Annotated in this window: 21 protein-coding genes; 5 read left to right on the top strand and 16 right to left on the bottom strand. The window is 70.8% G+C overall.

What is annotated here, in order from left to right:
* Positions 1-457 precede the first annotated feature (457 nt).
* Complete coding sequence (locus ABZ404_RS29760; RefSeq protein WP_358832707.1) at positions 458-3,838, top strand: ricin-type beta-trefoil lectin domain protein; 3,381 nt, start codon at positions 458-460, stop codon at positions 3,836-3,838.
* Positions 3,839-3,933: 95 nt separating this feature from the next.
* Here ABZ404_RS29760 and ABZ404_RS29755 read toward each other — a convergent pair whose 3' ends face one another.
* The 8 genes from ABZ404_RS29755 to ABZ404_RS29720 all read right to left on the bottom strand — a co-directional run bounded on the left by ABZ404_RS29755 (position 3,934) and on the right by ABZ404_RS29720 (position 10,436).
* Entirely contained in the window at positions 3,934-4,593 is a 660-nt protein-coding gene (locus ABZ404_RS29755; protein ID WP_358832708.1) for a TetR/AcrR family transcriptional regulator, read from the bottom strand.
* Positions 4,594-4,651: 58 nt separating this feature from the next.
* Positions 4,652-4,948: a DUF4229 domain-containing protein gene (locus ABZ404_RS29750; RefSeq protein WP_358832709.1), complete on the bottom strand. Its 297-nt coding sequence runs from the start codon at positions 4,946-4,948 to the stop codon at positions 4,652-4,654.
* Positions 4,949-5,009: 61 nt separating this feature from the next.
* Complete coding sequence (locus ABZ404_RS29745; protein WP_358832710.1) at positions 5,010-5,534, bottom strand: GNAT family N-acetyltransferase; 525 nt, start codon at positions 5,532-5,534, stop codon at positions 5,010-5,012.
* Positions 5,535-5,538: 4 nt separating this feature from the next.
* Positions 5,539-6,717: an aminofutalosine synthase MqnE gene (mqnE, locus tag ABZ404_RS29740; protein ID WP_358832711.1), complete on the bottom strand. Its 1,179-nt coding sequence runs from the start codon at positions 6,715-6,717 to the stop codon at positions 5,539-5,541.
* A gap of 54 nt (positions 6,718-6,771) precedes the next feature.
* Positions 6,772-7,221: an Lrp/AsnC family transcriptional regulator gene (locus ABZ404_RS29735; RefSeq protein ID WP_067160265.1), complete on the bottom strand. Its 450-nt coding sequence runs from the start codon at positions 7,219-7,221 to the stop codon at positions 6,772-6,774.
* Between the two features lie 118 nt (positions 7,222-7,339).
* Positions 7,340-8,047, bottom strand: coding sequence for a UbiX family flavin prenyltransferase (locus ABZ404_RS29730; RefSeq protein ID WP_358832712.1), 708 nt, complete (start codon positions 8,045-8,047; stop codon positions 7,340-7,342).
* Positions 8,048-8,085: 38 nt separating this feature from the next.
* Positions 8,086-8,988, bottom strand: coding sequence for a menaquinone biosynthesis prenyltransferase MqnP (gene mqnP, locus ABZ404_RS29725; protein WP_358832713.1), 903 nt, complete (start codon positions 8,986-8,988; stop codon positions 8,086-8,088).
* On the bottom strand, positions 8,985-10,436 hold the full coding sequence (locus ABZ404_RS29720; RefSeq protein ID WP_358832714.1) for a menaquinone biosynthesis decarboxylase: 1,452 nt from the start codon (positions 10,434-10,436) through the stop codon (positions 8,985-8,987). Before ABZ404_RS29720 ends, mqnP begins: the two co-directional genes overlap by 4 nt.
* 89 nt (positions 10,437-10,525) lie before the next feature.
* Here ABZ404_RS29720 and ABZ404_RS29715 point away from each other — a divergent pair, with 89 nt between their 5' ends.
* Entirely contained in the window at positions 10,526-10,816 is a 291-nt protein-coding gene (locus tag ABZ404_RS29715) for a PLD nuclease N-terminal domain-containing protein (protein ID WP_358832715.1), read from the top strand.
* Positions 10,817-10,886: 70 nt separating this feature from the next.
* On the opposite strand, the gene ABZ404_RS29710 is transcribed toward ABZ404_RS29715, so the two are convergent.
* From ABZ404_RS29710 to hemL, 8 genes are all read right to left on the bottom strand, one after another.
* On the bottom strand, positions 10,887-11,390 hold the full coding sequence (locus ABZ404_RS29710; RefSeq protein WP_358832716.1) for an SRPBCC domain-containing protein: 504 nt from the start codon (positions 11,388-11,390) through the stop codon (positions 10,887-10,889).
* Between the two features lie 55 nt (positions 11,391-11,445).
* Positions 11,446-12,537, bottom strand: a complete 1,092-nt coding sequence (gene ccsB / locus ABZ404_RS29705) for a c-type cytochrome biogenesis protein CcsB (RefSeq protein ID WP_358832717.1) — start codon at positions 12,535-12,537, stop codon at positions 11,446-11,448.
* Positions 12,534-14,279, bottom strand: a complete 1,746-nt coding sequence (locus tag ABZ404_RS29700) for a cytochrome c biogenesis protein ResB (RefSeq protein WP_358832718.1) — start codon at positions 14,277-14,279, stop codon at positions 12,534-12,536. Before ABZ404_RS29700 ends, ccsB begins: the two co-directional genes overlap by 4 nt.
* A gap of 2 nt (positions 14,280-14,281) precedes the next feature.
* On the bottom strand, positions 14,282-15,046 hold the full coding sequence (locus ABZ404_RS29695) for a cytochrome c biogenesis protein CcdA (RefSeq protein ID WP_358832725.1): 765 nt from the start codon (positions 15,044-15,046) through the stop codon (positions 14,282-14,284).
* A gap of 43 nt (positions 15,047-15,089) precedes the next feature.
* Complete coding sequence (locus ABZ404_RS29690) at positions 15,090-15,698, bottom strand: TlpA disulfide reductase family protein (RefSeq protein WP_358832719.1); 609 nt, start codon at positions 15,696-15,698, stop codon at positions 15,090-15,092.
* Positions 15,699-15,799: 101 nt separating this feature from the next.
* Positions 15,800-17,035 carry a hypothetical protein gene (locus ABZ404_RS29685; protein WP_358832720.1) on the bottom strand — a complete coding sequence of 412 codons (1,236 nt, stop codon included), beginning with the start codon at positions 17,033-17,035 and terminating at the stop codon, positions 15,800-15,802.
* A gap of 297 nt (positions 17,036-17,332) precedes the next feature.
* A complete protein-coding gene (locus ABZ404_RS29680) occupies positions 17,333-18,025 on the bottom strand; it encodes a histidine phosphatase family protein (protein ID WP_358832721.1) in 693 nt (230 codons plus the stop codon).
* Positions 18,022-19,335, bottom strand: coding sequence for a glutamate-1-semialdehyde 2,1-aminomutase (hemL, locus tag ABZ404_RS29675; protein WP_358832722.1), 1,314 nt, complete (start codon positions 19,333-19,335; stop codon positions 18,022-18,024). The genes ABZ404_RS29680 and hemL overlap by 4 nt, the downstream gene beginning before the upstream one ends.
* 150 nt (positions 19,336-19,485) lie before the next feature.
* On the opposite strand from hemL, the gene ABZ404_RS29670 reads away from it, so the two are divergent.
* The 3 genes from ABZ404_RS29670 to modA all read left to right on the top strand — a co-directional run bounded on the left by ABZ404_RS29670 (position 19,486) and on the right by modA (position 21,565).
* Positions 19,486-20,076 carry a hypothetical protein gene (locus tag ABZ404_RS29670; protein ID WP_358832726.1) on the top strand — a complete coding sequence of 197 codons (591 nt, stop codon included), beginning with the start codon at positions 19,486-19,488 and terminating at the stop codon, positions 20,074-20,076.
* Between the two features lie 184 nt (positions 20,077-20,260).
* On the top strand, positions 20,261-20,656 hold the full coding sequence (locus tag ABZ404_RS29665) for a helix-turn-helix transcriptional regulator (protein ID WP_358832723.1): 396 nt from the start codon (positions 20,261-20,263) through the stop codon (positions 20,654-20,656).
* A gap of 114 nt (positions 20,657-20,770) precedes the next feature.
* Entirely contained in the window at positions 20,771-21,565 is a 795-nt protein-coding gene (gene modA / locus ABZ404_RS29660) for a molybdate ABC transporter substrate-binding protein (protein ID WP_358832724.1), read from the top strand.
* Positions 21,566-21,612: the final 47 nt, after the last annotated feature.

Below are 21,612 nucleotides of genomic sequence, written 5' to 3'. Positions count from 1 at the left end.
GGGGAACTTAACACCATGGAATTTCTGGGCGGAAGAACAATTCGTACGCTGAACACCGCAGTTGAGGGGGGAGGTAACGAGAGGAGAACGATCCCCGAAACATACGCACGCAAAGGCCCTGCCAAGGGTGCGAACAGGCCAGTTCGGACGTTATTCCGGCGTTACGCTCCCGCTCTGCAAGCAGCATTAACTGATACGAGGGTGGGGTTTGGTGAGGGGACATCACATGCGCCGCGGCAGACGGCTGCCGGCCGCGCTGATGGCAGCCGCGCTCGGCGCGGGGGGCCTTGCTCAACTGGCCGCGGCACACGCGGCATTTGCGGACGAGATCACCGGCAGCGGTACGCAGAGCCGGACAAGTGCACATGGAATCAATGATTCCGCGGCCGAAATCAACACTTCCGGAATTACTGGCTCCGGAAGCTCCACTTCCGGAGCCGGTAATTCCGGCAATCGGGTGTCCGCCGCCGAGGCCGAGGCCCGCGCCCAGGCGAAGCGGACCGGCCGCCAAATCGAGATCCTGGACCGCCGCGACGAGATGTCACAGGTGCTGGCCAACCCGGACGGGTCGCTCACCATGCGCCAGTACGTCCGCCCCGCCTTCGCCCGGGTCGGCGGCGCCTGGCGCGCGGCCGACGCCACGCTGAAGCAGGGCGCCGACGGCCGGTACGCCCCGGCCGCCGCCACCTTCGGCATCTCCTTCTCCGGCGGCGGCACCGGCCCGCTCGCCACGATGACCAAGGACGGCAGGGCCCTCTCGGTCTCCTGGCCGGACGCGCTGCCGCAGCCCCGCGTCGAGGGCGACACGGCCCTCTACCCCGAGGTGCTGCCCGGCGTCGACCTCACCCTGCGCGCCGACGTCGACGGCTTCGCCCAGCACCTGGTCGTCAAGGACCGCGAGGCCGCCGCCAATCCGCGCCTGACCGAGCTCTCGCTCGCCCTGCGCCTGGCGGGCGCGCGCCTGAAGGCCGACGCCCGGGGCAATCTGACGGCCACCGACACCCGCTCCGGCGCCCGGCTCTTCACCGCCCCCGCGCCCACCATGTGGGACTCCTCGCACCTGCCGAAGCAGGCGGCCGCCCGGCTGGCCCGCGGCGCGCGCCCGGCCGCCGAGACCGGGCCCCCCGCGCTCGTCCCGATGGGCACCGAGGTCGACGGGGACCACCTGCGGATCACTCCGGACGCGGCGATGCTGAAGGACCCGAAGACGGTCTTCCCGGTCGTCATCGACCCCGTCTTCTCCGGCGGCGGCCGCAACAACTGGGCGATGGCGTACAAGCAGGCGGGCAACTCCACGATCGCCAACACCGCGTACTGGAACGGCGGCACCTTCAGCGACAAGATCGCGCGCCTGGGCCACGAGACGTCGACGAACGGCACCGCCCGCTCGTACTTCCAGCTGAACACCAAGGGCCTGGCCGGATCGAAGATCATCTCGGCCACCTTCAACGTCTTCAACAGCTACTCCTGGTCCTGCACCAAGACCCCGGTCGAGCTGGGCCTGACCGGCCCCATCTCCACCGCGACCACCTGGAACAACCAGCCCGCCTGGAAGCAGACCCTCCAGGAGAAGACGTTCGCGCACGGCTGGTCCTCGACCCAGTGCGCCGCGGCCGGCGAGGACTTCGACGCCGCCGCGATCAAGACCGCGGTGCAGGCCGTCGCGGACAGCGGCGCCACCGACATGACCCTCGGCCTGCGCTCGCGCGCCGACTTCGAGGGCAACGAGCAGAGCTGGAAGAAGTTCCAGAACGACCCCAGCCTGGAGATCACCTACAACTCGCCGCCCAAGGTGGACTCCTCGGGCGCCTTCCAGGGCTCCTGGGCGCCCGGCGCCGACGGCCTGCTGCCGATCGCCTGCTCCACCGACCCGGCCGCCTTCCCCGTCGTCGGCAACGACGGCCTCACCCTCACCGCGAAAATCTCCGACCCGGAGGGCGGCCAGATCACCGGCGCCTTCCAGCTCAAGGACTACGACACCGGCGCGGTCATCGCCTCGCCCACCTCGACCGTGACCGCGGGCGGCACCGCCCAGGCCCGGATCGACGCCTCCCTGCTCGCCACCGGCAAGCGCTACACCTGGACCGTCCAGTCCCGTGACGGCCTGGACACCTCGGCGTGGACCACGGCCTGCGGGCTCGGCGTGGACAAGGACGCGCCCGCCCAGCCCACCGTGGCCGCCACCGACGGGCACGCGCTGGACGTGGCGGAGGTGCCCGCGCGCACCGACCGTAGGCTCAGGTTCGCCTCCACCGACCAGGGCGGCGTGGACGGCTTCTGCTACTCGCTCAACCAGCCCCTGTCGGTCTCCGGCCTGCGGTGCCCGAGCGGTACGTATGTGAAGGCGGCCGCCGACGGCACCGCCACGGTGACCGTGAAGCCCAGCCTGTGGCCCAACAACCGGCTGCACGTCCAGGCGTACGACAAGGCGGGCAACTCCTCCGCCTACGGCGGCGGTTCGGCGCCCACCGACACCACCCTGATCGCCACCGACCGGCCCGCGTTCGTGCACGACGCGGCCGGGCGGGTCCACGGAGACCTGCCGGGCGACCTCGACGGCGACGGACAGGTCGACCTGCTGGCCACCGCCTCCGACGGCACCCTGCGGCTGCTGAGCGGCCAGGGCGACGGCACCCTGAAGGCGCCGCGCACCCTCGCCTCGGGCGGCTGGAACGGTGTGCGCGTGGCCCACCGCGGCGACTTCATCGCCGCCACCGACGGCCAGACCATGGACGGGTACGAGGACTTCTTCGTCAAGGTCGGCAACAAGCTCTACCTGTACCCGGGCGACGGCAACGGGATGCCGCTCACCACCCAACGCAAGGAGCTGCTGCGGCCCACCGGCAAGGACAACGGCCCGCTGACCGGTCCCGGCGGCCTCTGCCTGGACGTGAAGTCCGCGAGCAGCACCAACGGCACCCCGCTCCAGATCTACACCTGCAACGCCACCGCCGCCCAGGACTTCCAGCTCACCGGGGGAGCCCTGAAGGTGCTCGGCAAGTGCGCGGCGGTCGCGGGCACCGACCTCGCCTCCGCGGTCCAGCTCGCCGACTGCGACGGCAGCCCGGCCCAGCAGTGGCTCGACCGCGGTGACGGCTCCCTGCTCAACCAGGGCTCGGGACGCTGCCTGGACACGGCGGCCGGCGCGGTCGTCAAGAGCACCCCGGTGCAGATCCTGAACTGCCGTACCACCGCCACCCAGGACTGGGTGGTTCCCGGCACCTGGGCGGGCACCGGCCAGATCCTCACCCCGCGCGACGCCGACGGCATGCCCGGCTCCGACCTCATCGTCCAGGAGGGCGAGGGGATGTGGCTGTACTCCGGCACCGCCGAGGGCCCGCTCGCGGCCGAGCCCGGCTCGTACAAGCTGCTCCCCGCCAAGCAGTTCGGCTTCACCTCCTGGGACCGCTTCGACTTCACCTCGCCCGGTGACGTCAACGGCGACGGCATCCCCGACCTGCTCGGCCGCCACATCACCACGGACCCGGCCCACGCCGACTACGGCAAGCTGTACCTGTACCCGGGCACCCGCGCCACGGACACCTCGGGCAACTCCACGTACGGCGTCGGCGCCCGCACGGTCTACGGCCCGAACTCCTGGCAGTCGACGAACATCCCGTTCTTCGCGGGCGCGGGCAACGCGCAGGGCACGGTCGTGGACACTGGCACGTACCTGAAGTTCGAGCCCACGGCGGGCCAGGAGACCCCCGACTTCTGGGCGGTCTTCAAGGCGGCCCCCGGCGGCCTGCGCTTCTACCCCGGCACCCCGACGACGCACGGCACGTCGACGGTCGTGGGGGACGCGGCGCTGGTGCAGAACGTGGTGGGCCTGTTCTGACCCCCCACACCCCCTGAAACGCGACAGCGCCCGCCCCCGGAGAAAGGGGGGCGGGCGCTGCCGCGTCGGCACACCGCACCGGGGCCCCCGCGTCCTCACCGCCCCGGCCCCCAGCGCTCCCCCCGCATCAGCCTGTCCAGCCCCATCCAGGCGAAGTTCATCAGCGTCGCCGCCGCCTCCTTCGCCGAGGCGTCCTCCGTCTCGTTGGCCCAGCCCGCCAGGGACTCCGCCGCGCCCACCAGGGCCTCGGCCAGGGCCGCCACGTCGTGGGCGGCCAGGTCGGGGGTGTCGTGGGCCTCCCGGGCCGCGGCGCCTATCAGGGCCGTCACGAACGCCACGATCTCCTCGCGCATCACCGCGACCTCGGCGGCGAACGGCTCGCCGTGGGTGCGGGCCTGGCGGTGCAGGACCGCCCAGCCGTCCGGGTGTTCGGCGGTGTGGCGGAAGAAGGCCCGCAGCCCGGCCCACAGCTGGGCGTCGGGGGGCAGGCCGGGCTCGGTGCCGGCGCGTACCGCGTCCACGAGGGCACGCGCCTCGCGCCGGATCACGGCGGTGAAGAGGTCTTCCTTGGAGTTGAGGTAGAGATAGACCAGCGGCTTGGAGACCCCGGCCAGCTCGGCGATCTCGTCCATGGAGGCGGCCCGGTACCCGAGCCGCGCGAAGGTCCGTACGGCCGCGTCCAGCATCTGCCGCTCGCGCACGGCCCGCGGCATCCGCCGGCCCCTGCCCGAACCCGCGTCCCCATCCGCACCCATCAGTCCGCATCCTCCCGGGCCGCCGTCCTGCTCCCGGGCAAGGGTACGTGCGGGGCGGCTACTGGACCGCGCCGTCCTCCTGGCTGCGGTTGGCCTCCAGGCGGGCCTTGGCCGACTCCACCTTGGTGACGATCTGCGCGGACATCTCGTCGCGCTGCTTGCGCAGCAGCACGAAGCTGAGCGGCGCGGAGAGGACCAGCGCCAGCAGCACGACCCAGATGGCGTTGGCGTCGCCGAGACCCGAGGGCACGATCTCGAAGTGCACCAGCAGGGCGACGAACACCAGACAGGCGACGAAGACGGCGACGCGCATCGCGGTGTACCGGACGGTGGCGCTCGGCTTGGCGATGTTCACGGCTGACCTTCTCTCTCGTACGGCGACCCTGCCCGACCAGTGAAGCACGTCCGGTATTCGATCAATTCAGCGGGAGCAGCATGGTGATGTCGTCGCGATCGTCCCCGTCCGCGACCCGGATCGCGTCCGGCACCCGGCCAACCTCCTTGTAGCCGCAGGAGGTGTAGAAGCGCTCCAGGCCCAGACCGCCCCGGCAGGTCAGGCGGACCGCCTCGATCCCGTCCAGCGAGCGGGCGGCGCCGGCCAGCGCCGCCATGAGGTCGCGGCCGTGGCCGCGGCCCTGGTGGGCGGGGTGCACCATGACGGTGTACGCCCAGATCCAGTGCCGCATCAGCCGGTGCGTGTTGTGCACCAGGAACGCGGCCGCGGCGACGGCCCCGTCCTCGTCGAGACCGACGAGCAGCCGTATGCGGCCCTCGGACATCCCGACGAGGTGGCGCACCAGCTCGGCCCGGACGTCCTCGACGTCCACCGGAGGCACGAACCCGACCGCGCCCCCGGCCTGTGACACGTCCACCCACAGCGCGAGGACGCCCTCGCGCAGCTCGCGGGTGAGGGGTGGGTCGAGTGTGAACGTCAGCGCCACGGAGTCAGATCCGCATCGCCTGGGGCGACTCGCGCAGCGCCGGGTCCGGCCCGTCGTACTCGCGGATGATCTCGTAGCGGGTGTTGCGCTCCACCGGGCGGAACCCGGCCTCGCGGATCAGGTCGAGGAGGTCGTCACGGGTCAGCTTGTTGGGCGTGCCGTAGTTGTCCGCGTCGTGCGTGATCTTGTACTCGACGACCGAGCCGTCCATGTCGTCCGCGCCGAACTGGAGCGCGAGCTGGGTGGTCTGGACGCCGTGCATGACCCAGAAGCACTTCACGTGCGGCACGTTGTCGAAGAGCAGCCGCGAGACGGCGAAGGTCTTCAGGGCCTCCGCGCCGGTCGCCATCGTGGTGCGCGCCTGGAGCCTGTTGCGGACCTTGCCGTCCTGCATGTCCACGAAGTCGTGCTGGTAGCGCAGCGGGATGAAGACCTGGAAGCCGCCGGTCTCGTCCTGGAGCTCACGCAGCCGCAGCACGTGGTCGACCCGGTGCCGGGGCTCCTCGATGTGCCCGTACAGCATCGTCGCCGGGGTCTTGAGACCCTTCTCGTGGGCGAGCCGGTGGATGCGCGACCAGTCCTCCCAGTGGGTGTCGTGGTCGACGATGTGCTGCCGGACCTCCCAGTCGAAGATCTCCGCGCCGCCGCCGGTGAGCGATTCGAGGCCCGCCTCGATCAGCTCGTCGAGGATCTCGGACGCGGTCAGCCCCGAGATCGTCTCGAAGTGGTGGATCTCCGTCGCCGTGAACGCCTTGAGGCCGACGTCCGGCAGGGCCTCCTTGAGGGCCTTGAGCGACCGCGGGTAGTAGCGCCAGGGCAGCGTCGGGTGGAGCCCGTTGACGATGTGCAGCTCGGTGAGGTTCTCGCTCTCCATCGCCTTGGCGAGGCGGACGGCCTCCTCGATGCGCATCGTGTACGCGTCCTTCTCGCCCGGCTTGCGCTGGAACGAGCAGTACGCGCAGGACGCGGTGCACACGTTCGTCATGTTGAGGTGGCGGTTGACGTTGAAGTGGACGACGTCACCGTTCTTGCGGGTGCGCACCTCGTGCGCGAGGCCGCCGAGCCAGGTCAGGTCGTCCGACTCGTAGAGCGCGACGCCGTCCTCGCGGGACAGCCGCTCGCCGGCCCGGACCTTCGCCTCCAGCTCGCGCTTGAAGCCCACATCCGTGATCGATGCGGTCATGCGGCGGCCTCCCAATGTCTTGCGTACAAAACCACCACCACGGTACGCCCCCCTCTATTCGGGCAGCTCTCCGACCCGGTTCTCCCACTTGGTGGAGAGCACGATGGTCGTACGGGTGCGCGAGACGCCCTTGGTGGAGCCCAGGCGCCGGATGGTCTTCTCCAGGCCGTCCACGTCGGATGCGCGGATCTTGAGCATGTACGAGTCGTCGCCGGCGATGAACCAGCAGTCCTCGATCTCCTCCAGGTCGCGCAGCCGGCGGGCGACGTCCTCGTGGTCGGCCGCGTCGGAGAGCGAGATGCCGATGAGGGCGGTCACGCCGAGACCGAGCGAGGCGGCGTTGACGGTGGCGCGGTAGCCGGTGATGACGCCCGCCGCCTCCAGGCGGTTGATGCGGTCGGTGACGCTGGGCCCGGAGAGACCGACGAGCCGGCCGAGTTCGGCGTACGAGGCCCTGCCGTTCTCCCGCAGAGCCTGGATGAGCTGCCTGTCCACGGCGTCCATATGCCTGAAGCCTTCCATTATTCAGCAATACCGCGAGTTTATGGATAAATCTAAGGCATGCAGGGTCGACACCCTGCGAAACATTGAGCACGACGTGCGAGTACGCCGTCCGGCAGCGCTAGCCGGGACGAGAGCCTCCCCCGAGTTCCCCCTCCCACCGCCGGTACAGGCCGTGCGGCACTCCGGCCGCGTCCAGCACCCGCCCGGCGACGAAGTCCACCAGGTCCTGGATGTGCGTCGCCCCCGCGTAGAACGCCGGTGAGGCGGGCAGCACCACGGCTCCCGCCTCGTCCAGCGTCACCAGATGCCGGAGGGTCTGCCCGTTCAGGGGCGTCTCGCGCACCGCGACCACCAGCGGGCGCCGCTCCTTGAGCGTCACGCTCGCGGCCCGCTGCAACAGGTCCTTCGACAGCCCCAGCGCCACCCCCGCCACACACGCCGTACTGGCCGGCACGATCAGCATCCCCCGGACCGGATACGAGCCGGACGACGGCCCCGCACCGAGGTCCCCGGCGCTCCAGTGCCGCACCCGCTCCAGCGACGCCTCGTCCACGCCGAAGGTCCCGGGCTTGCCGTCCGCGCCCCGCGCCAGCCATGCCGCGAGGTCCTCGCGCCAGTGCGCGTCACGGAAGGCGATCCCCGTCTCGTCGAGCAGGGTGAGTCGCGAGGCCCGCGAGACCACCAGGTCCACGCTCTCCCCCGCCGCGAGCAGCCCGCGCAGCACGGCCGCCGCGTACGGCGTCCCGGACGCGCCGGAGACCCCGACGACCCAGGGCGTGCGCGGCCGCGGCGCCTCTCGCTGACTGTGTACGTTCACCTGCTCCACGCGTCCGAGCCTATCCGGCCACCCGGGGGCGGGAACCGTCACACCGAGAGCCCGCGCACCAGCAGATCGAGGAGCGCGCAGACGAAGAGCGAGATCCCGATGAAACCGTTGGTGGTGAAGAACGCCCGGTTGAGTCGGGACAGGTCGTGCGGCTTGACGATCGTGTGCTCGTAGACGAACGCCCCGGCCACGATCACCAGCCCGGTCCAGAAGAACACCCCGGCGCCGGTGGCCAGCGCGTACCAGACGAGCAGCGCCGTGGTGACGGCGTGGCAGGCGCGCGCGCCCCGGATCGCGTTCGGCACGCCGAACCGGGCGGGCACCGACAGCACGCCGCACTCGCGGTCGGACTCCACGTCCTGGCAGGCGTAGATCAGGTCGAAGCCGCCGATCCAGACGCCGACCGCGAGACCCAGGACCACCGCGTGCCACGACCACTCCCCGGTGATCGCGAGCCAGCCGCCCACCGGCCCCATGGCCTGGGCGAGGCCGAGGATCGCCTGCGGGAAGTTGGTGAACCTCTTGCCGTACGGATAGACCACCATCGGGATCACCGCGATGGGCGCGAGGGCCAGGCAGAGCGGGTTGAGCAGTCCGGCGGCGCCCAGGAAGACGACCAGCGCGATCAGCGCGCCGGTCCAGGCCGAGCGCACCGACACGGCGCCGGTGACCAGTTCCCGCTGGGCCGTGCGCGGATTGCGGGCGTCGAGCTCGCGGTCGATGATCCGGTTGCAGGCCATCGCGAAGGTGCGCAGCCCCACCATGGCGACGGTGACCAGCAGCAGCTTGATCCAGTGGATGTCCCCGTCCAGGCGGAACATGGCGGTCAGGGCGGCGATGTAGGCGAAGGGCAGCGCGAAGACCGAGTGCTCGATCATGACCAGCCGCAGGAAGGCCCTGGTCCGGCCGGGCTGAGGGACGGCGGCGGCGGAGGCGCTCACAGTCCGTACTCCTTCCACCGTCGGGTCACCCGATCGGCTGTCTCCGGGTCCGACTCGACCATGTGCGGCCAGCCGCCGTCGCGGGTGTAGCCCTCCTCGGGCCACTTCGCGGTCGCGTCGATGCCCGCCTTGCCGCCCCAGAACTGCTGGTACGAGGCGTGGTCGAGGTGGTCGACCGGCCCCTCGACGACGGTGAGGTCACGGGCGTAGTCGGTGTTGCCCAGCGCCCGCCAGGACACCTCGTGCAGGTTGTGCACATCGCAGTCGGCGTCCACGACCACGATCAGCTTGGTGAGCGACATCATGTGCGCCCCCCAGATCGCGTGCATCACCTTCTGCGCGTGCTTGGGGTACTTCTTCTCGATCGAGACGATCGCGCAGTTGTGGAAGCCGCCGGACTCCGGCAGGTGGTAGTCGACGATGTCCGGCACGATGACCTTCAAAAGCGGCAGGAAGAACCGCTCGGTGGCGCGGCCCAGCGGCCCGTCCTCGGTGGGCGGGCGGCCCACGACGATGGACTGGAGCAGCGGGCGCCGGCGCATGGTCACGCAGTCGATGGTGAGCGCAGGGAACGGCTCCTGCGGCGTGTAGAAGCCGGTGTGGTCGCCGAACGGGCCCTCGGGAAGCATCTCGCCGGGCTCCAGCCACCCCTCGATGACGACCTCGGCGTTGGCCGGGACCTGGAGCGGCACGGTCTTGCAGTCGACCATCTCCACGCGCTTGCCCTGGATGAACCCGGCGAGCATGTACTCGTCCATGTCGCCCGGCAGCGGCGCGGTCGAGGCGTACGTGACGGCCGGCGGGCAGCCGAAGGCGATGGCGACGGGCAGCCGCTCACCGCGCCGGGCGGCCACCGCGTAGTGGTTGCGGCTGTCCTTGTGGATCTGCCAGTGCATCCCGATGGTGCGCTTGTCGTGGCGCTGGAGGCGGTAGAGCCCGAGGTTGCGCACACCCGTCTCGGGGTGCTTGGTGTGGGTGAGGCCCAGGTTGAAGAAGGAGCCGCCGTCCTCCGGCCAGGTGAACAGCGCCGGAAGCCGGTCGAGGTCGACGTCGTCGCCGGTCAGGACCACCTCCTGGACCGGGGCGTCCTTCACCTTCTTCGGCGGGACGTGGACCATCGAGCCGAGCTTGCCGAACGCCTCGCGCACCCCGACGAAGCCGTGCGGCAGCTCGGGCTTGAGCAGCCCGCCGATCTTCTCGCTGATCTCGTCGTACGAGGCGAGGCCGAGCGCCTTCAGCAGACGCCGGTCGGTGCCGTACACGTTCATGGCCAGCGGCATGGCCGCGCCCTTGACGTTCTCGAAGAGCAGCGCGGGCCCGCCGGCCTTGTTGACGCGGTCGACGATCTCCCCGACCTCCAGGTACGGGTCGACTTCGGCCTTGATGCGGATGAGGTCGCCCTCACGCTCCAGCGCCCTCAGGAGCGAGCGAAGATCGTCATAAGCCATGGGGTCAAGTATCGGGCACCGGTTACCCTGGGCCCGTCACCGGGGCTGCCACACACCCCGCCGCCGTTCCCTGGGGGGACCACCCGAACATGCTCAGGTATCTGCCGTTCCTGCTGGTCCTGGCGCTGTGGATCTACGCCTTCATCGACTGCCTGAACACCCCGGAGGAGGAGGTCCGCGGCCTGCCGAAGGTGGTGTGGGTCATCGTGATCCTGCTCTTCGGCGAGGTGCTGCTCGGACCGGTCGCCTGGTTCTTCGCGGGCCGCCCGCGCCGCGTGGCCGGCCGCCGGGGCGGCTGGACGGCCCCGGACGACAACCCGGAATTCCTGGCGGGCCTGAACCGGCCGAAGCCGAAGGAGGACCCGGAGGGGCGGGAGTAGGTCTCCCGGAAGGGCGGAGCAGGACCCGGAGGGACGGGAGCGGGCCCCCTTCCGGCGGCGCGGGCCGGGCCTACGCGTCCGCGTACTCCTTGCGGAGCTCCGACCACCGCCCCGGTGACCACGTCGACCAGTCCTTCGGGCGCCCCCGCAGCGCCTCGCCCAGGAACTCGAAGTGGTTGTGCCAGCCCGCCAGGCAGTCCAGGCGCAGGGCGTCGTCGCCGGGGAACTCGTTGGTGAAGCGCAGCACCGTGGCCGAGGGGCCCGCGGCCTCCAGGTGGAAGCGGATCCGGCCGTGCAGGTCCACCGTGTACTCGGCGACCCGGTCGGTGTCCCAGGCCGTGACATGGCCGTGGTGGATCCCCTCCGGCCCCGCGTTCAGCCAGCGCAGCGTCACCGCGCCGCCGAGCCGGGGCTCCAGGACATCGGCCGCGCACAGCCAGCCGGGCAGGCCCTCGGGGGTGGCCACGGCCGCCCAGACCGCTTCCGGCGGGTGGGGAAGGCGCAGCTCGTAGCGGAGCAGCCAGGCGTCGTCGTGGGGCTCACTGGTGCCATGAGGGATCACATCATCCGTCATGGCACCAGTGTCACCCGAACGGGCGCGCCGCGCCCGCGCACGCCCGGTACGGGGGCTACACGCCCGCGTACGAGTGCTTGCCGTTCACGAAGATGTTGACGCCGTAGTAGTTGAAGAGCCAGCAGCCGAAGGCCAGCAGCGCCAGCGTGGCGGCCTTGCGGCCCTTCCAGCCGGCCGTGGCGCGCGCGTGCAGGTAGCAGGCGTAGGCGACCCAGGTGATGAAGGACCAGACCTCCTTGGGGTCCCAGCCCCAGTACCGGCCCCACGCGTCGCCGGCCCAGATCGCGCCCGCGATGATCGTGAACGTCCAGAGCGGGAAGACCGCCGCGTTGACCCGGTAGGCGAACTTGTCCAGCGAGGCCGCGGCGGGCAGCCGCTCCAGGACCGAGGTGGCGAAGCTGCCGGGCTTGCCGCCCTCGGCCAGCTTCGCCTCGTAGCGGTCGCGGAAGAGGTAGAGCACGGTGGCGACGGCGCCCACGTAGAAGACCGCGCCGCAGAAGATCGCGGTGGAGACGTGGATCCACAGCCAGTACGAGTGCAGGGCCGGCACCAGCTGGTCGCTGGCGGTGTAGAGGACCGTGACCGCGAGGCCGAGGTCGAGGAGGACCGAGGTGACCAGCGGCAGGCCGAGCCAGCGCACGTTCTTCTTCAGCGCCAGGAGCGTGACGTACACGCCCACGGCGACCGTGGAGAAGGTGATGTTGAACTCGTACATGTTGCCCCACGGCGCCCGCTGCACGGACAGCGCGCGGGTGAGCACCCCGCCGGCCTCGACGAGGAAGGCGAGGACCGTGAAGGACACGGCGATACGGCCGTAGAGGTCGCCCTTCACGTCGCCGGCCGCCGCGCCCGGGCCGTCCGGCACGTCACGGTTGCCGGCGGAGGAGCGGGTGACGACCTTGGGCCGCTCCAGGACGGCGGTGCCGCCGCCCTTCTTGGCGACCCGCACCTTCACCGTGCCCGCGCCGTCCTGCCCGGCGGCGTCGGCGGTCAGGGCCGCCGCGGTGCGGGCGACCTTGCTGCGACTGCCGAGGATCCACTCGGCCATGTGCGCGAAGAAGGCCAGCAGATAGACCGCCATCGCCGAATAGATCAGGTAGTTGCTGGTGTGCGCCAGGCTCTCGTTGGTCGTGGCGGCGAGGATCACTTCTCGGCCCCTTCGGCTTCGGCGGGTTCTGCCACCTGGTCCCCGGCGGGTTCAGGTGCGGGATCGGGCGCGGTCGGCGCCCGCGGGATGAGCGTGACCGCGAGATCGGCCAGCTCCTCGGGGAGCTTCGCGGACTCGCTCCGCCCAAGCCCCGCCATCTCGACGACGGTGACGCCGTCCTTACCGGGCACGGCGCGGACCCACACCCGGCGCCGCTGGATGAACAGCGATCCGGCCAGGCCCGCGATGGCCAGGACCGAGCCGGTCAGGGCCAGGTCGTTGCCCGGCTGCTGGGAGATCTGGAAGCTCGCCCACTGCTTGATGTCCTTGTCGAAGGTGATCGACCCGGCGCCCTCGGGAAGGTCCAGCGTCTCGCCCGGCAGCAGGGTCTTCTTGAGGACCTTGCCCTGGTCGTCCTTGAACGGCTTCATCTTGTCGGTGTCGAGCTGGTACACGTTCTGCGGCAGCCCGGAGTTGACCCCGAGGCTGCCGTGGTACGCGCCGACGTTGAGGACGGGGAAGTCCAGCGCCGGGAACTGGGAGAACATCGTCCCGTTGCCCTTGCCGCCGTAGGTCGGCACGAAGAACGCGGCGAAGCCGAGCTGGTCCCACTTGCCCTTGGCGTCGGTGTAGCCGTCGTACACCTTGATCGCGCCGCTGGAGGAGATGTTGTTGTCGATGGGCAGCAGCGGCACCGCGCCGTGGAAGACGACCTTGCCGCGGCCGTCCTTGACGGTGACGCTCGGCGCGTAGCCGTGGGCCAGGAGGTAGACCTTGGAGCCGTCCACCACCAGCGGCTTGTTGACCTCGATGGCCTTCTTCCGCGGCTTGCCGTCGGCGCCCTCGGAGTAGGTGACGTGCGCGGTGAACTCGCGGGCGGTGCCGCGGTTGGGCCCGCTGCGCTCGTACGTGGCGTCGAACCGGTCCAGGGTGAAGCTGAAGGGGGCCAGGTCGTCCGTCTTGAAGAGCGAGCCGGACTTGAAGTCGTCGTACTGGGTGAGGGTGTTGGAGAACCCGTCGCCCTGGACGATCAGCTTGCCGCCCTCGGACTTGAAGAGCTGGCCGACGGCGAACGCCACCAGGATCAGGATCAGCGAGACATGGAAGATCAGGTTTCCGGCCTCGCGGAGGTAGCCCTTCTCCGCGGCGACCGCGTCGCCCACCACGTGCGTACGGAAGCGGCGCTTGCGCAGCATCGCCGCCGCGGCCTCGCGCACCTGCTCGGGCTCGGCCTCGGTACGCCAGGTGGTGTACGCGGGCAGCCGGGTCAGCAGCCGGGGCGCGGCCGGCGGGCGGCCGCGCAGCTGGCCGACGAACTGCCAGGTGCGCGGGACGATGCAGCCGATCAGGGAGACGAACAGCAGGATGTAGATCGCGGAGAACCACACCGAGCTGTACACGTGGAACATGCCGAGCTTCTCGTACAGCGGAGAGATCGTGTCGTGCCGCTTCTGGAAGTCGGCGACCTTCAGCTCGTCCACATTGGTCTGCGGGATCAGCGAGCCGGGGATCGAGCCGAGGGAGAGCAGCAGCAGCAGGACGAGCGCGACCCGCATCGAGGTCAGCTGGCGCCAGAACCAGCGCACCCAGCCGAGCACACCGATGCCGACGGGGCCGTTCGAGAGGTCCTCGGCCGGAGCCGTGGAGAGCTGGGAGCCGGCCGCGCCGAGGTCCCGCTCTTCGGCGGAGCGTTCCGCCGCCGTCCGCGGCGCCTCTTCGGGGGCCGCTTCGGTCTTGCTCATGTTCAGACACCCACCTGGAAGCCGTTGGACCACACCTGCACCTGCTGGATGAGCTCCGCCCAGGCCCCGGTGAGCAGCAGCAGACCGGTCGCGATCATCATCACGCCTCCGGTGCGCATCACCCACGCGTAGTGCCGCTTCACCCAGCCGAAGGCGCCGAGGGCCTTGCGGAAGGCGACCGCCGCCAGCACGAACGGCAGTCCGAGACCGACGCAGTAGGCGACGGTCAGTATGGCCCCGCGGCCCGCGCTCGCCTGGTCCATCGCCAGGACGTTCACCGAGGTGAGCGTCGGGCCCAGACACGGCGTCCAGCCGACGCCGAAGAGCGCGCCCAGCACCGGCGCCCCCGCGAGCCCGGTCACCGGCCGCTTGTGGAACCGGAACTCGCGCTGGGTGAGCCAGGGCATCAGGCCCATGAAGAAGACGCCCATCAGGATCATCAGCACGCCCAGGATCTTGGAGAGCGTGCCGTTGTAGTCCTGGAGCGTCTGGCCGAAGAAGCCGAACAGGGCCCCGCCGGAGACGAAGACGGCGGTGAACCCGAGGACGAACAGGCTCGCCCCGGCGACCATCCGGCCGCGCCTGGCTTCGGCGAGGTCGGTGCCGGTGACGCCCGTCACGTAACTGAGGTAGCCGGGCACCAGCGGCAGGACGCAGGGCGAGAAGAAGGAGATCAGCCCGCCGAGCACGGCCACCGGGAGGGCCACGAGCAGGGCACCGCTGAGGACCGTGTCGTTCACGCCGGGCGTCGACTGGGCGGCGGCCAGAGCCGGGTGCGCGGCGGTCACGGTCAGGGTCGCGTCCACGACATCACTTCTCCGCGATCAGCGGGTCGATCATCTGGTGGAGCTTCTTGTCGTCGAGCGCCATCAGCGCGCGGGCCGCGATCTTCCCGTCCCGGTCGAGCACGATCGTCGAGGGGATGGCCTGCGGATTCAGGCTTCCCTTGGGGAAGCGCAGAATGAGCTTGCCGATCGGGTCGTACAGGCTCGGGTAGTCCGCCTCGAACTGCTTCTCGAACGCGACAGCCGGGCCCTTGTCCGTGTCGCGGGTGTTTATCCCCACGAACTCGACGCCCTTGGCCCGGGTCTCCTTGGCGACCTTGCTGAGGTAGGGCGCCTCGGCCCGGCAGGGCGCGCACCACGAGCCCCAGACGTTCAGCACGACGACCTTGCCCTTGAGGTCGGCGACGTCGAGCCGCTTGCCGTCGACGGTCTCGCCGGACAGCTTGGGCGCGGCGTGCCGACCGCTCTTGGCGACGGTGGAGATGCCGCCGGTGCCGGTGACGAACTTGGTGTCGCCCGAGCCGCCGGACGTACCTCCGGAGCCGCACGAGGTGAGGGTCAGCGCACCGGCGGCCGCGACTGCCGTGACCAGCAGGAAGGCGCGGCGGCGTGGAAGGGCAGGACTCACGGACATGTGAAAAGTTTCGCATGACCGTTTGGGGGATCTTGGGCACCCCCCTGGGTGCCCGTAAAGACCCTTGTCAAGGCCGCCTAAAAAGCCGCCCCGCCGCGTCCTCACGCCTGCTGGAGGAACGCGTTCCAGCCGCCCGCGGGCTTCTCGCCGACGCCCAGCGTGCGCAGCTTGGCGAGGACCTTGGGGTCCTGGACGTCGAGCCAGTCGCAGTACTGCCGGAAGGAGACCAGGCGTACGTCCTTCTTGCCGGCCATCCCCTTGAGCGCCTCCTCGACGGCGTCCATGTAGATGCCGCCGTTCCACTGCTCGAAGTGGTTGCCTATGTAGAAGGGCGCCCGGTTGGTCTCGTAGGCGCGGGTGAAGCCCTTGAGGTACGCCTGGGTGGCCTGCTTGCGCCAGCCCGGGTAGTTCGCCGGCGGCGCCTTCGTGGAGTTCTTCGACTGGTTGGCGAGGATGTTGTAGTCCATCGACAGCACCTCGAAGGAGTGCCCGGGGAACGGGATCGCCTGGAGCGGCAGGTCCCACAGGCCGTGGCGCTTGACGGGCCAGACCTGGGTGCCGCCGGGCGAGGAGGCGTCGTAGCGCCAGCCGAGCTTCTGCGCGGTGGGCAGCAGGTGGTCCTGGCCGCGCAGACAGGGGGTGCGCCCGCCGATGAGCTCGCGCTTGTAGTCGAACGGCAGCGGGGCCTCGTCGGTCCAGCCGGTGTTCGTCTTCCAGTTGGTGACGAACGACATGGCCTGGTCGGTCTCGCTCTGCCACTGGGCCGGGGTCCAGTTGGCGACGTCGCCGCGGCCGGAGCAGAAGTGCCCGTTGAAGTGCGTGCCTATCTCGTGGCCCTCGTTCCAGGCCCGGCGCACGTTGGTCAGCGTCGCCTTGACGTGGTCGTCGCTGAGGTAGCCGATGTCCGAGGCGCCGACCTTGTTGTTCGGCGGGTGGTAGAGCCGCTTCTTGGACTCGGGCAGCAGATACAGCCCGGAGAGGAAGAAGGTCATCGACGCGCCGTGGTCCTTGGCGAGGTCGAGGAAGCGCGGGAAGAGGCCGTTGCCGACCTCGCCGGCGCCGTCCCAGGAGAAGACCACGAACTGCGGCGGGGTCTGACCGGGTTCGAGGGGGACGGGCTTGGGGGGCTGGTGCGGCTGCTTGCCGGTGTCGGCGGTGGAGCCGTCGCCGATGAGCTTGACGTCCGGCTTCTTGCCGGAGCCCTGGGTGCCGTTGCCGTTCCCGGTGCCGGCCTTGCCGCTGTCCGAGCCGTCACCGCCACCGCAACCGGCCACACCGACCGCGGCCGCGGCCCCCAGTCCCAGCCCGAGCATTCCCCTTCGACTGATCCCACGCATACCGTTCGTCCCCATCGCATCGTCGTCCCCGGTGTCCACACCGGCCACAGCCCCTGTGGACATCAGATGAGATGCCCGGGGACCCACGATGGTTCCGTACAGTCGCACAAAACTTCGCAAATCGTACGCTTCGTCAATTCTGCTGCACGCAGCGCGACGAGAGGGCGGGGCGGGAAAGCGACGTTGCTCCCGCCCGTCAGCCGTCCCCCCGCGCCCCCGGATACCCAGGGGCGCGGGGAACCGCGCGACCAGCCCCCACCGGCCCCGCAGCCAGAAAACAGCCCCCGGGCCGAAGCCCTACGCCCCGAACCCCTTCGACTTCCCCTTCGCCGGCTTGGCACCCGCCAGCAGGTGCGCCGGGACCAGGTCGCGGGCGGGCTCGCTGTAGCCCACCGAGACGATCTTGTCGCCGCGGTACGTGAACGAGGTGAGCGAGGCGAGCGTGCACTGCCGCTTGCGCGGGTCGTGCCACAGCCGCCGCCGCTCCACGAACGAGCGCACGGTCCAGATCGGCAGCTGATGGCTCACCAGCACCGCCTCGTGGCCGCGGGCCGCGTCGCGGGCCGCGTCCAGGGCGCCCATCATCCGCACGACCTGCTCGACGTACGGCTCACCCCAGGACGGGCGGAACGGGTTGGTGAGGTGCTTCCAGTTCGCGGGCTTGCGCAGGGCGCCGTCGCCGACGCCGAACGTCTTGCCCTCGAAGACGTTGCCCGCCTCGATCAGCCGCGCGTCCGTGCCGAGGTCGAGCCCGTGCGCCTTGGCGATCGGGGTGGCCGTCTCCTGGGCGCGCTCCAGCGGGGACGCCGCGACGTGCGTGATGTCCCGCGCCGCCAGGTGCTCCGCGACCCGGTCGGCCATCTGCCGGCCGAGCTCGGAGAGGTGGAAACCGGAGCGGCGGCCGTAGAGCACGCCGTCGGGGTTGTGCACCTCGCCGTGGCGCATCAGGTGGACGACGGTGAACTCGCTGTCGTGGGTGCTGTCACTCATGCGGTGGCCTCCGCGGCGGCACGGGCGGCGGCGGGCAGCGCGGCCGCGACGCGCTCGATCGCGCGCTCGTCGTGGGCGGTCGAGACGAACCAGGACTCGAAGGCGGACGGCGGCAGGTAGACGCCGTTCGCCAGCATCGCGTGGAAGAACGCGGTGAAGCGGAACGCTTCCTGCTTCTTCGCGTCCTCGTAGTCGCGGACCTCGTCGGGGGTGAAGAAGACGGAGAACATGTTGCTCGCCGTCTGGAGCCGGTGGGCGACGCCCTCCTTGGTGAGCGCGTCCGTCACCAGTCCCTGGATCTCCTTCGACACCGCGTCGACCTTCTCGTACGCGGCGTCGTCGAGCAGCCGCAGCTGGGCGAGGCCCGCGGCGGTGGCGACCGGGTTCCCGGAGAGGGTGCCCGCCTGGTAGACGGGGCCGGCCGGGGCGAGGTGGGCCATCACGTCCGCGCGCCCGCCGAAGGCCGCGGCCGGGAAGCCGCCGCCCATGACCTTGCCGAAGGTCATCAGGTCCGGCTTCACGCCGTCGACGCCGTACCAGCCCGCCCTGCTGGTGCGGAAGCCGGTCATCACCTCGTCGGAGATGTAGAGCGCGCCGTTCTTGGCACAGGCTGCCTTGAGCCCCGCGTTGAAGCCCTCGGCGGGCGGGACGACGCCCATGTTGCCGGGCGATGCCTCGGTGATCACACAGGCGATCTCGCCCGGGTGGGCGTGGAAGGCCGCGTGCACCGCGTCCAGGTCGTTGTAGGGCAGGACGATCGTGTCGCCGGCCTGGGCGCCGGTGACGCCCGGGGTGTCCGGCAGGGCGAACGTGGCCAGACCGGAACCGGCGGCGGCCAGCAGCGCGTCGACATGACCGTGGTAGCAACCGGCGAACTTGATCACCTTGGCGCGGCCGGTGAAGCCGCGGGCGAGCCGGATCGCGGACATGGTCGCCTCGGTGCCGGACGACACCAGGCGGACCTGCTCGACGGGCTCGATCCGCTCGACGATCTCCTCGGCGAGCGCGACCTCGCCCTCCCCCGGCGTACCGAAGGAGGTGCCGCGCGCGACCGCGGCCTGCACGGCCCCGACCACCTCGGGGTGCGCGTGGCCGAGGATCATCGGACCCCACGAACACACCAGGTCGACGTACTCGCGCCCGTCGGCGTCGGTCAGATAGGGCCCCGTACCCGACACCATGAACCGGGGCGTACCGCCCACGGCGCGGAAGGCACGGACGGGGGAGTTCACGCCGCCGGGCGTCACAAGGGACGCGCGGTCGAATAGCGTCTGCGAAACTGGGGCGTCGTATTCGTACGGATAGCTCACACAGCCATGGTGGCAGAGGCCCGGACGTTCTTGCGGACAGGTGTTTCACCGCACCCCGGTGGGGGAGGTCACTGACACGATGATCGGGTTGCGCGGCGGGGGTCGCGCCGTCTACAAAGCAGTCGGGCTACAAGCAATCGGGTGAAAGATATGCATCGCGGTGGCGGACTGGGCGAGGGGACCGATGACCGGGGTCCCGACCGCGCCCGTCGGCGGGGACGGCACCGGCGCGACGCGGAGGAACGGGTCGAACGGATCGAACGCATCGACCGCGTCACGGTTCCGGGAAACGGGAGTGGCCGAGTGGGGGTGACCTACAAGTACTTCGGCGCGCCCGACGGAGCCACCGCGGCCCGGGTGCCCATCTCGATGCGCCCCGAGGAGCTCGGCGGCGACGAGCTCGGCATGGGCGGCATGTTCACCAAGATCAAGCCGGAGACGGTGGCGGCGATGGTCCTCACGGGCATCCAGGGCATACCGCTGCACAAGGTCCCCCCGCTGGAACTCGTCGTCCTCCACCCCGACTACGCGGTGGTCAAGCTCCCGATGACGGTGGTGGACCCGCTGCGGGGCGTCGGCGAGGAGACGGTGGGCGCGGCGGCCTTCATCTGGTCCACGGTCCCCGACCGCGGCGGCCCACGCGACGCCTTCAACGTCTACCAGCTGCTCCACGAGTGGCAGGACTTCTCGGTACGGCTCCATGAGGCGGGGCATCAGCCTTATTGCCTGGTGTGGCCGTGAGCGGCACCGCCGGCCCCCGCTAGTCCCTCTTTCGCATGCCGTACGGCGCCGGGCGCCGTGCGCGCACCGCTTCCGCATGCCCCGGAGACTCCCCTGGAGCTTCCTCCACCCGTGGCCGCATCTGCGCCGTAGGTAGCCCCAAAGCCCCTGTATCCGCGGCCTGAACTGGCCTATCTTGTCGCACATGCAGTCCTACACGATCGGCCGGGCCGCCCGTCTGCTCGGGGTCAGTCCCGACACCGCCCGGCGCTGGGCGGACGCCGGGCGCCTCGCCACCCACCGCGACGAGAGCGGTCGCCGGCTCATCGACGGCCGCGACCTGGCCGCGTTCTCCGTCGAGGTCGCCCAGAGCGGCACCGACGAGGACGACGCCCCGTACACCTCCGCCCGCAACGCCTTCCCCGGCATCGTCACCGCCGTGAAGCTCGGCGACGTCGCCGCCCAGGTCGAGATCCAGGCCGGGCCCCACCGGCTGGTCTCGCTGCTCACCCGGGAGGCCGTCGAGGAGCTGGGGCTGGAGGTCGGCGTGGAGGCCACCGCCCGCGTGAAGTCGACCAGCGTGCACATCGACCGCGTCTAGCCACCCGCTCGTACGCGCCCGCGCGTCCGTGCACATCCGCCGAAATCCCCGCACGTCCGTCTCCCAGCGGCGTCGCCGTCACCGGCGCGGCTCGACACCGAAGGAGTTCGTCCCATGGCCCCCTTCCGCACCCGCCGCCGGGCCGCGGCCGCCGTCCTCGCCGCCGCCCTGCTCGTCCCCCTCGCCGCCTGCGGCAAGGACGACGGCAAGAGTGATTCCGGCGCCGCCGAGACGTCCGCGGTGAAGCTGACCGTCCTCACCGCCGCCTCGCTCACCGACGTGTTCAAGCAGGCGGGCGCCGCGTACGAGAAGGAGCACCCGGGCACCCGCGTGACCTTCTCCTTCGCCGGGTCGCAGGAGCTCGCCGCCCAGGTCAGGCAGGGCGCCCCCGCCGACGCCCTGGTCACCGCCGACACCAGGACCATGGACGGCCTCAAGGCGGACACCGGCGCCCCGACCGTCATCGCCAGGAACCGGCTCGTGATCGCGACCGGCAAGGGCAACCCGAAGAAGATCGGCGCGCTGAAAGACCTGGCCGACACCGGGCTGAAGGTCGTGCTCGCGGCGCCCGAGGTGCCGGTCGGGCGCTACAGCGAGAAGGTCCTGAAGGCACAGAGGATCACGGTCAGGCCGGTCTCGCAGGAGCCGAACGTCCGGGCCGTCCTGACCAAGGTCGAGCTCGGCGAGGCCGACGCGGGCATCGTCTACCGCACGGACGCGGTCTCCGCCTCGGCCTCCGGCAAGGTCGACGCCGTGGAGATCCCGGACGCCCAGAACGCGGTCGCCCAGTACCCGGCCGCCACCTTGAAGTCCACCCGGAACGCCACCGCGGCAGACGCCTTCGTGCGGTGGCTCAGCGGCCCGGAGGCGCGGAAGATCCTTGGGGACGCGGGCTTCCAGAAGCCGTGACGCCCGCGCCGGGGCAGCCCGTCGCGCGCGGGGGGCGCGACGCGCGG

This window comes from Streptomyces sp. NPDC005878, from assembly GCF_040629815.1.
In the GTDB taxonomy this organism is placed as follows: Bacteria; Actinomycetota; Actinomycetes; order Streptomycetales; family Streptomycetaceae; genus Streptomyces.
The sequence above is the reverse complement of the archived record's forward strand: the minus strand, read 5'-3'. Positions and strand labels throughout refer to the sequence as shown.

Coding starts and splice junctions, on each gene's coding strand:
- ABZ404_RS29755 (WP_358832708.1), bottom strand. CDS start 4,593: ATGGGTGCGGATGGGGACGCGGGTTCGGGCAGGGGCCGGCGGATGCCG.
- mqnE (WP_358832711.1), bottom strand. CDS start 6,717: ATGACCGCATCGATCACGGATGTGGGCTTCAAGCGCGAGCTGGAGGCG.
- ABZ404_RS29735 (WP_067160265.1), bottom strand. CDS start 7,221: ATGGACGCCGTGGACAGGCAGCTCATCCAGGCTCTGCGGGAGAACGGC.
- ABZ404_RS29720 (WP_358832714.1), bottom strand. CDS start 10,436: ATGGCTTATGACGATCTTCGCTCGCTCCTGAGGGCGCTGGAGCGTGAG.
- ABZ404_RS29715 (WP_358832715.1), top strand. CDS start 10,526: ATGCTCAGGTATCTGCCGTTCCTGCTGGTCCTGGCGCTGTGGATCTAC.
- ABZ404_RS29710 (WP_358832716.1), bottom strand. CDS start 11,390: ATGACGGATGATGTGATCCCTCATGGCACCAGTGAGCCCCACGACGAC.
- ABZ404_RS29700 (WP_358832718.1), bottom strand. CDS start 14,279: ATGAGCAAGACCGAAGCGGCCCCCGAAGAGGCGCCGCGGACGGCGGCG.
- ABZ404_RS29690 (WP_358832719.1), bottom strand. CDS start 15,698: ATGTCCGTGAGTCCTGCCCTTCCACGCCGCCGCGCCTTCCTGCTGGTC.
- ABZ404_RS29685 (WP_358832720.1), bottom strand. CDS start 17,035: ATGCGTGGGATCAGTCGAAGGGGAATGCTCGGGCTGGGACTGGGGGCC.
- ABZ404_RS29680 (WP_358832721.1), bottom strand. CDS start 18,025: ATGAGTGACAGCACCCACGACAGCGAGTTCACCGTCGTCCACCTGATG.
- ABZ404_RS29670 (WP_358832726.1), top strand. CDS start 19,486: ATGCATCGCGGTGGCGGACTGGGCGAGGGGACCGATGACCGGGGTCCC.
- ABZ404_RS29665 (WP_358832723.1), top strand. CDS start 20,261: ATGCAGTCCTACACGATCGGCCGGGCCGCCCGTCTGCTCGGGGTCAGT.
- modA (WP_358832724.1), top strand. CDS start 20,771: ATGGCCCCCTTCCGCACCCGCCGCCGGGCCGCGGCCGCCGTCCTCGCC.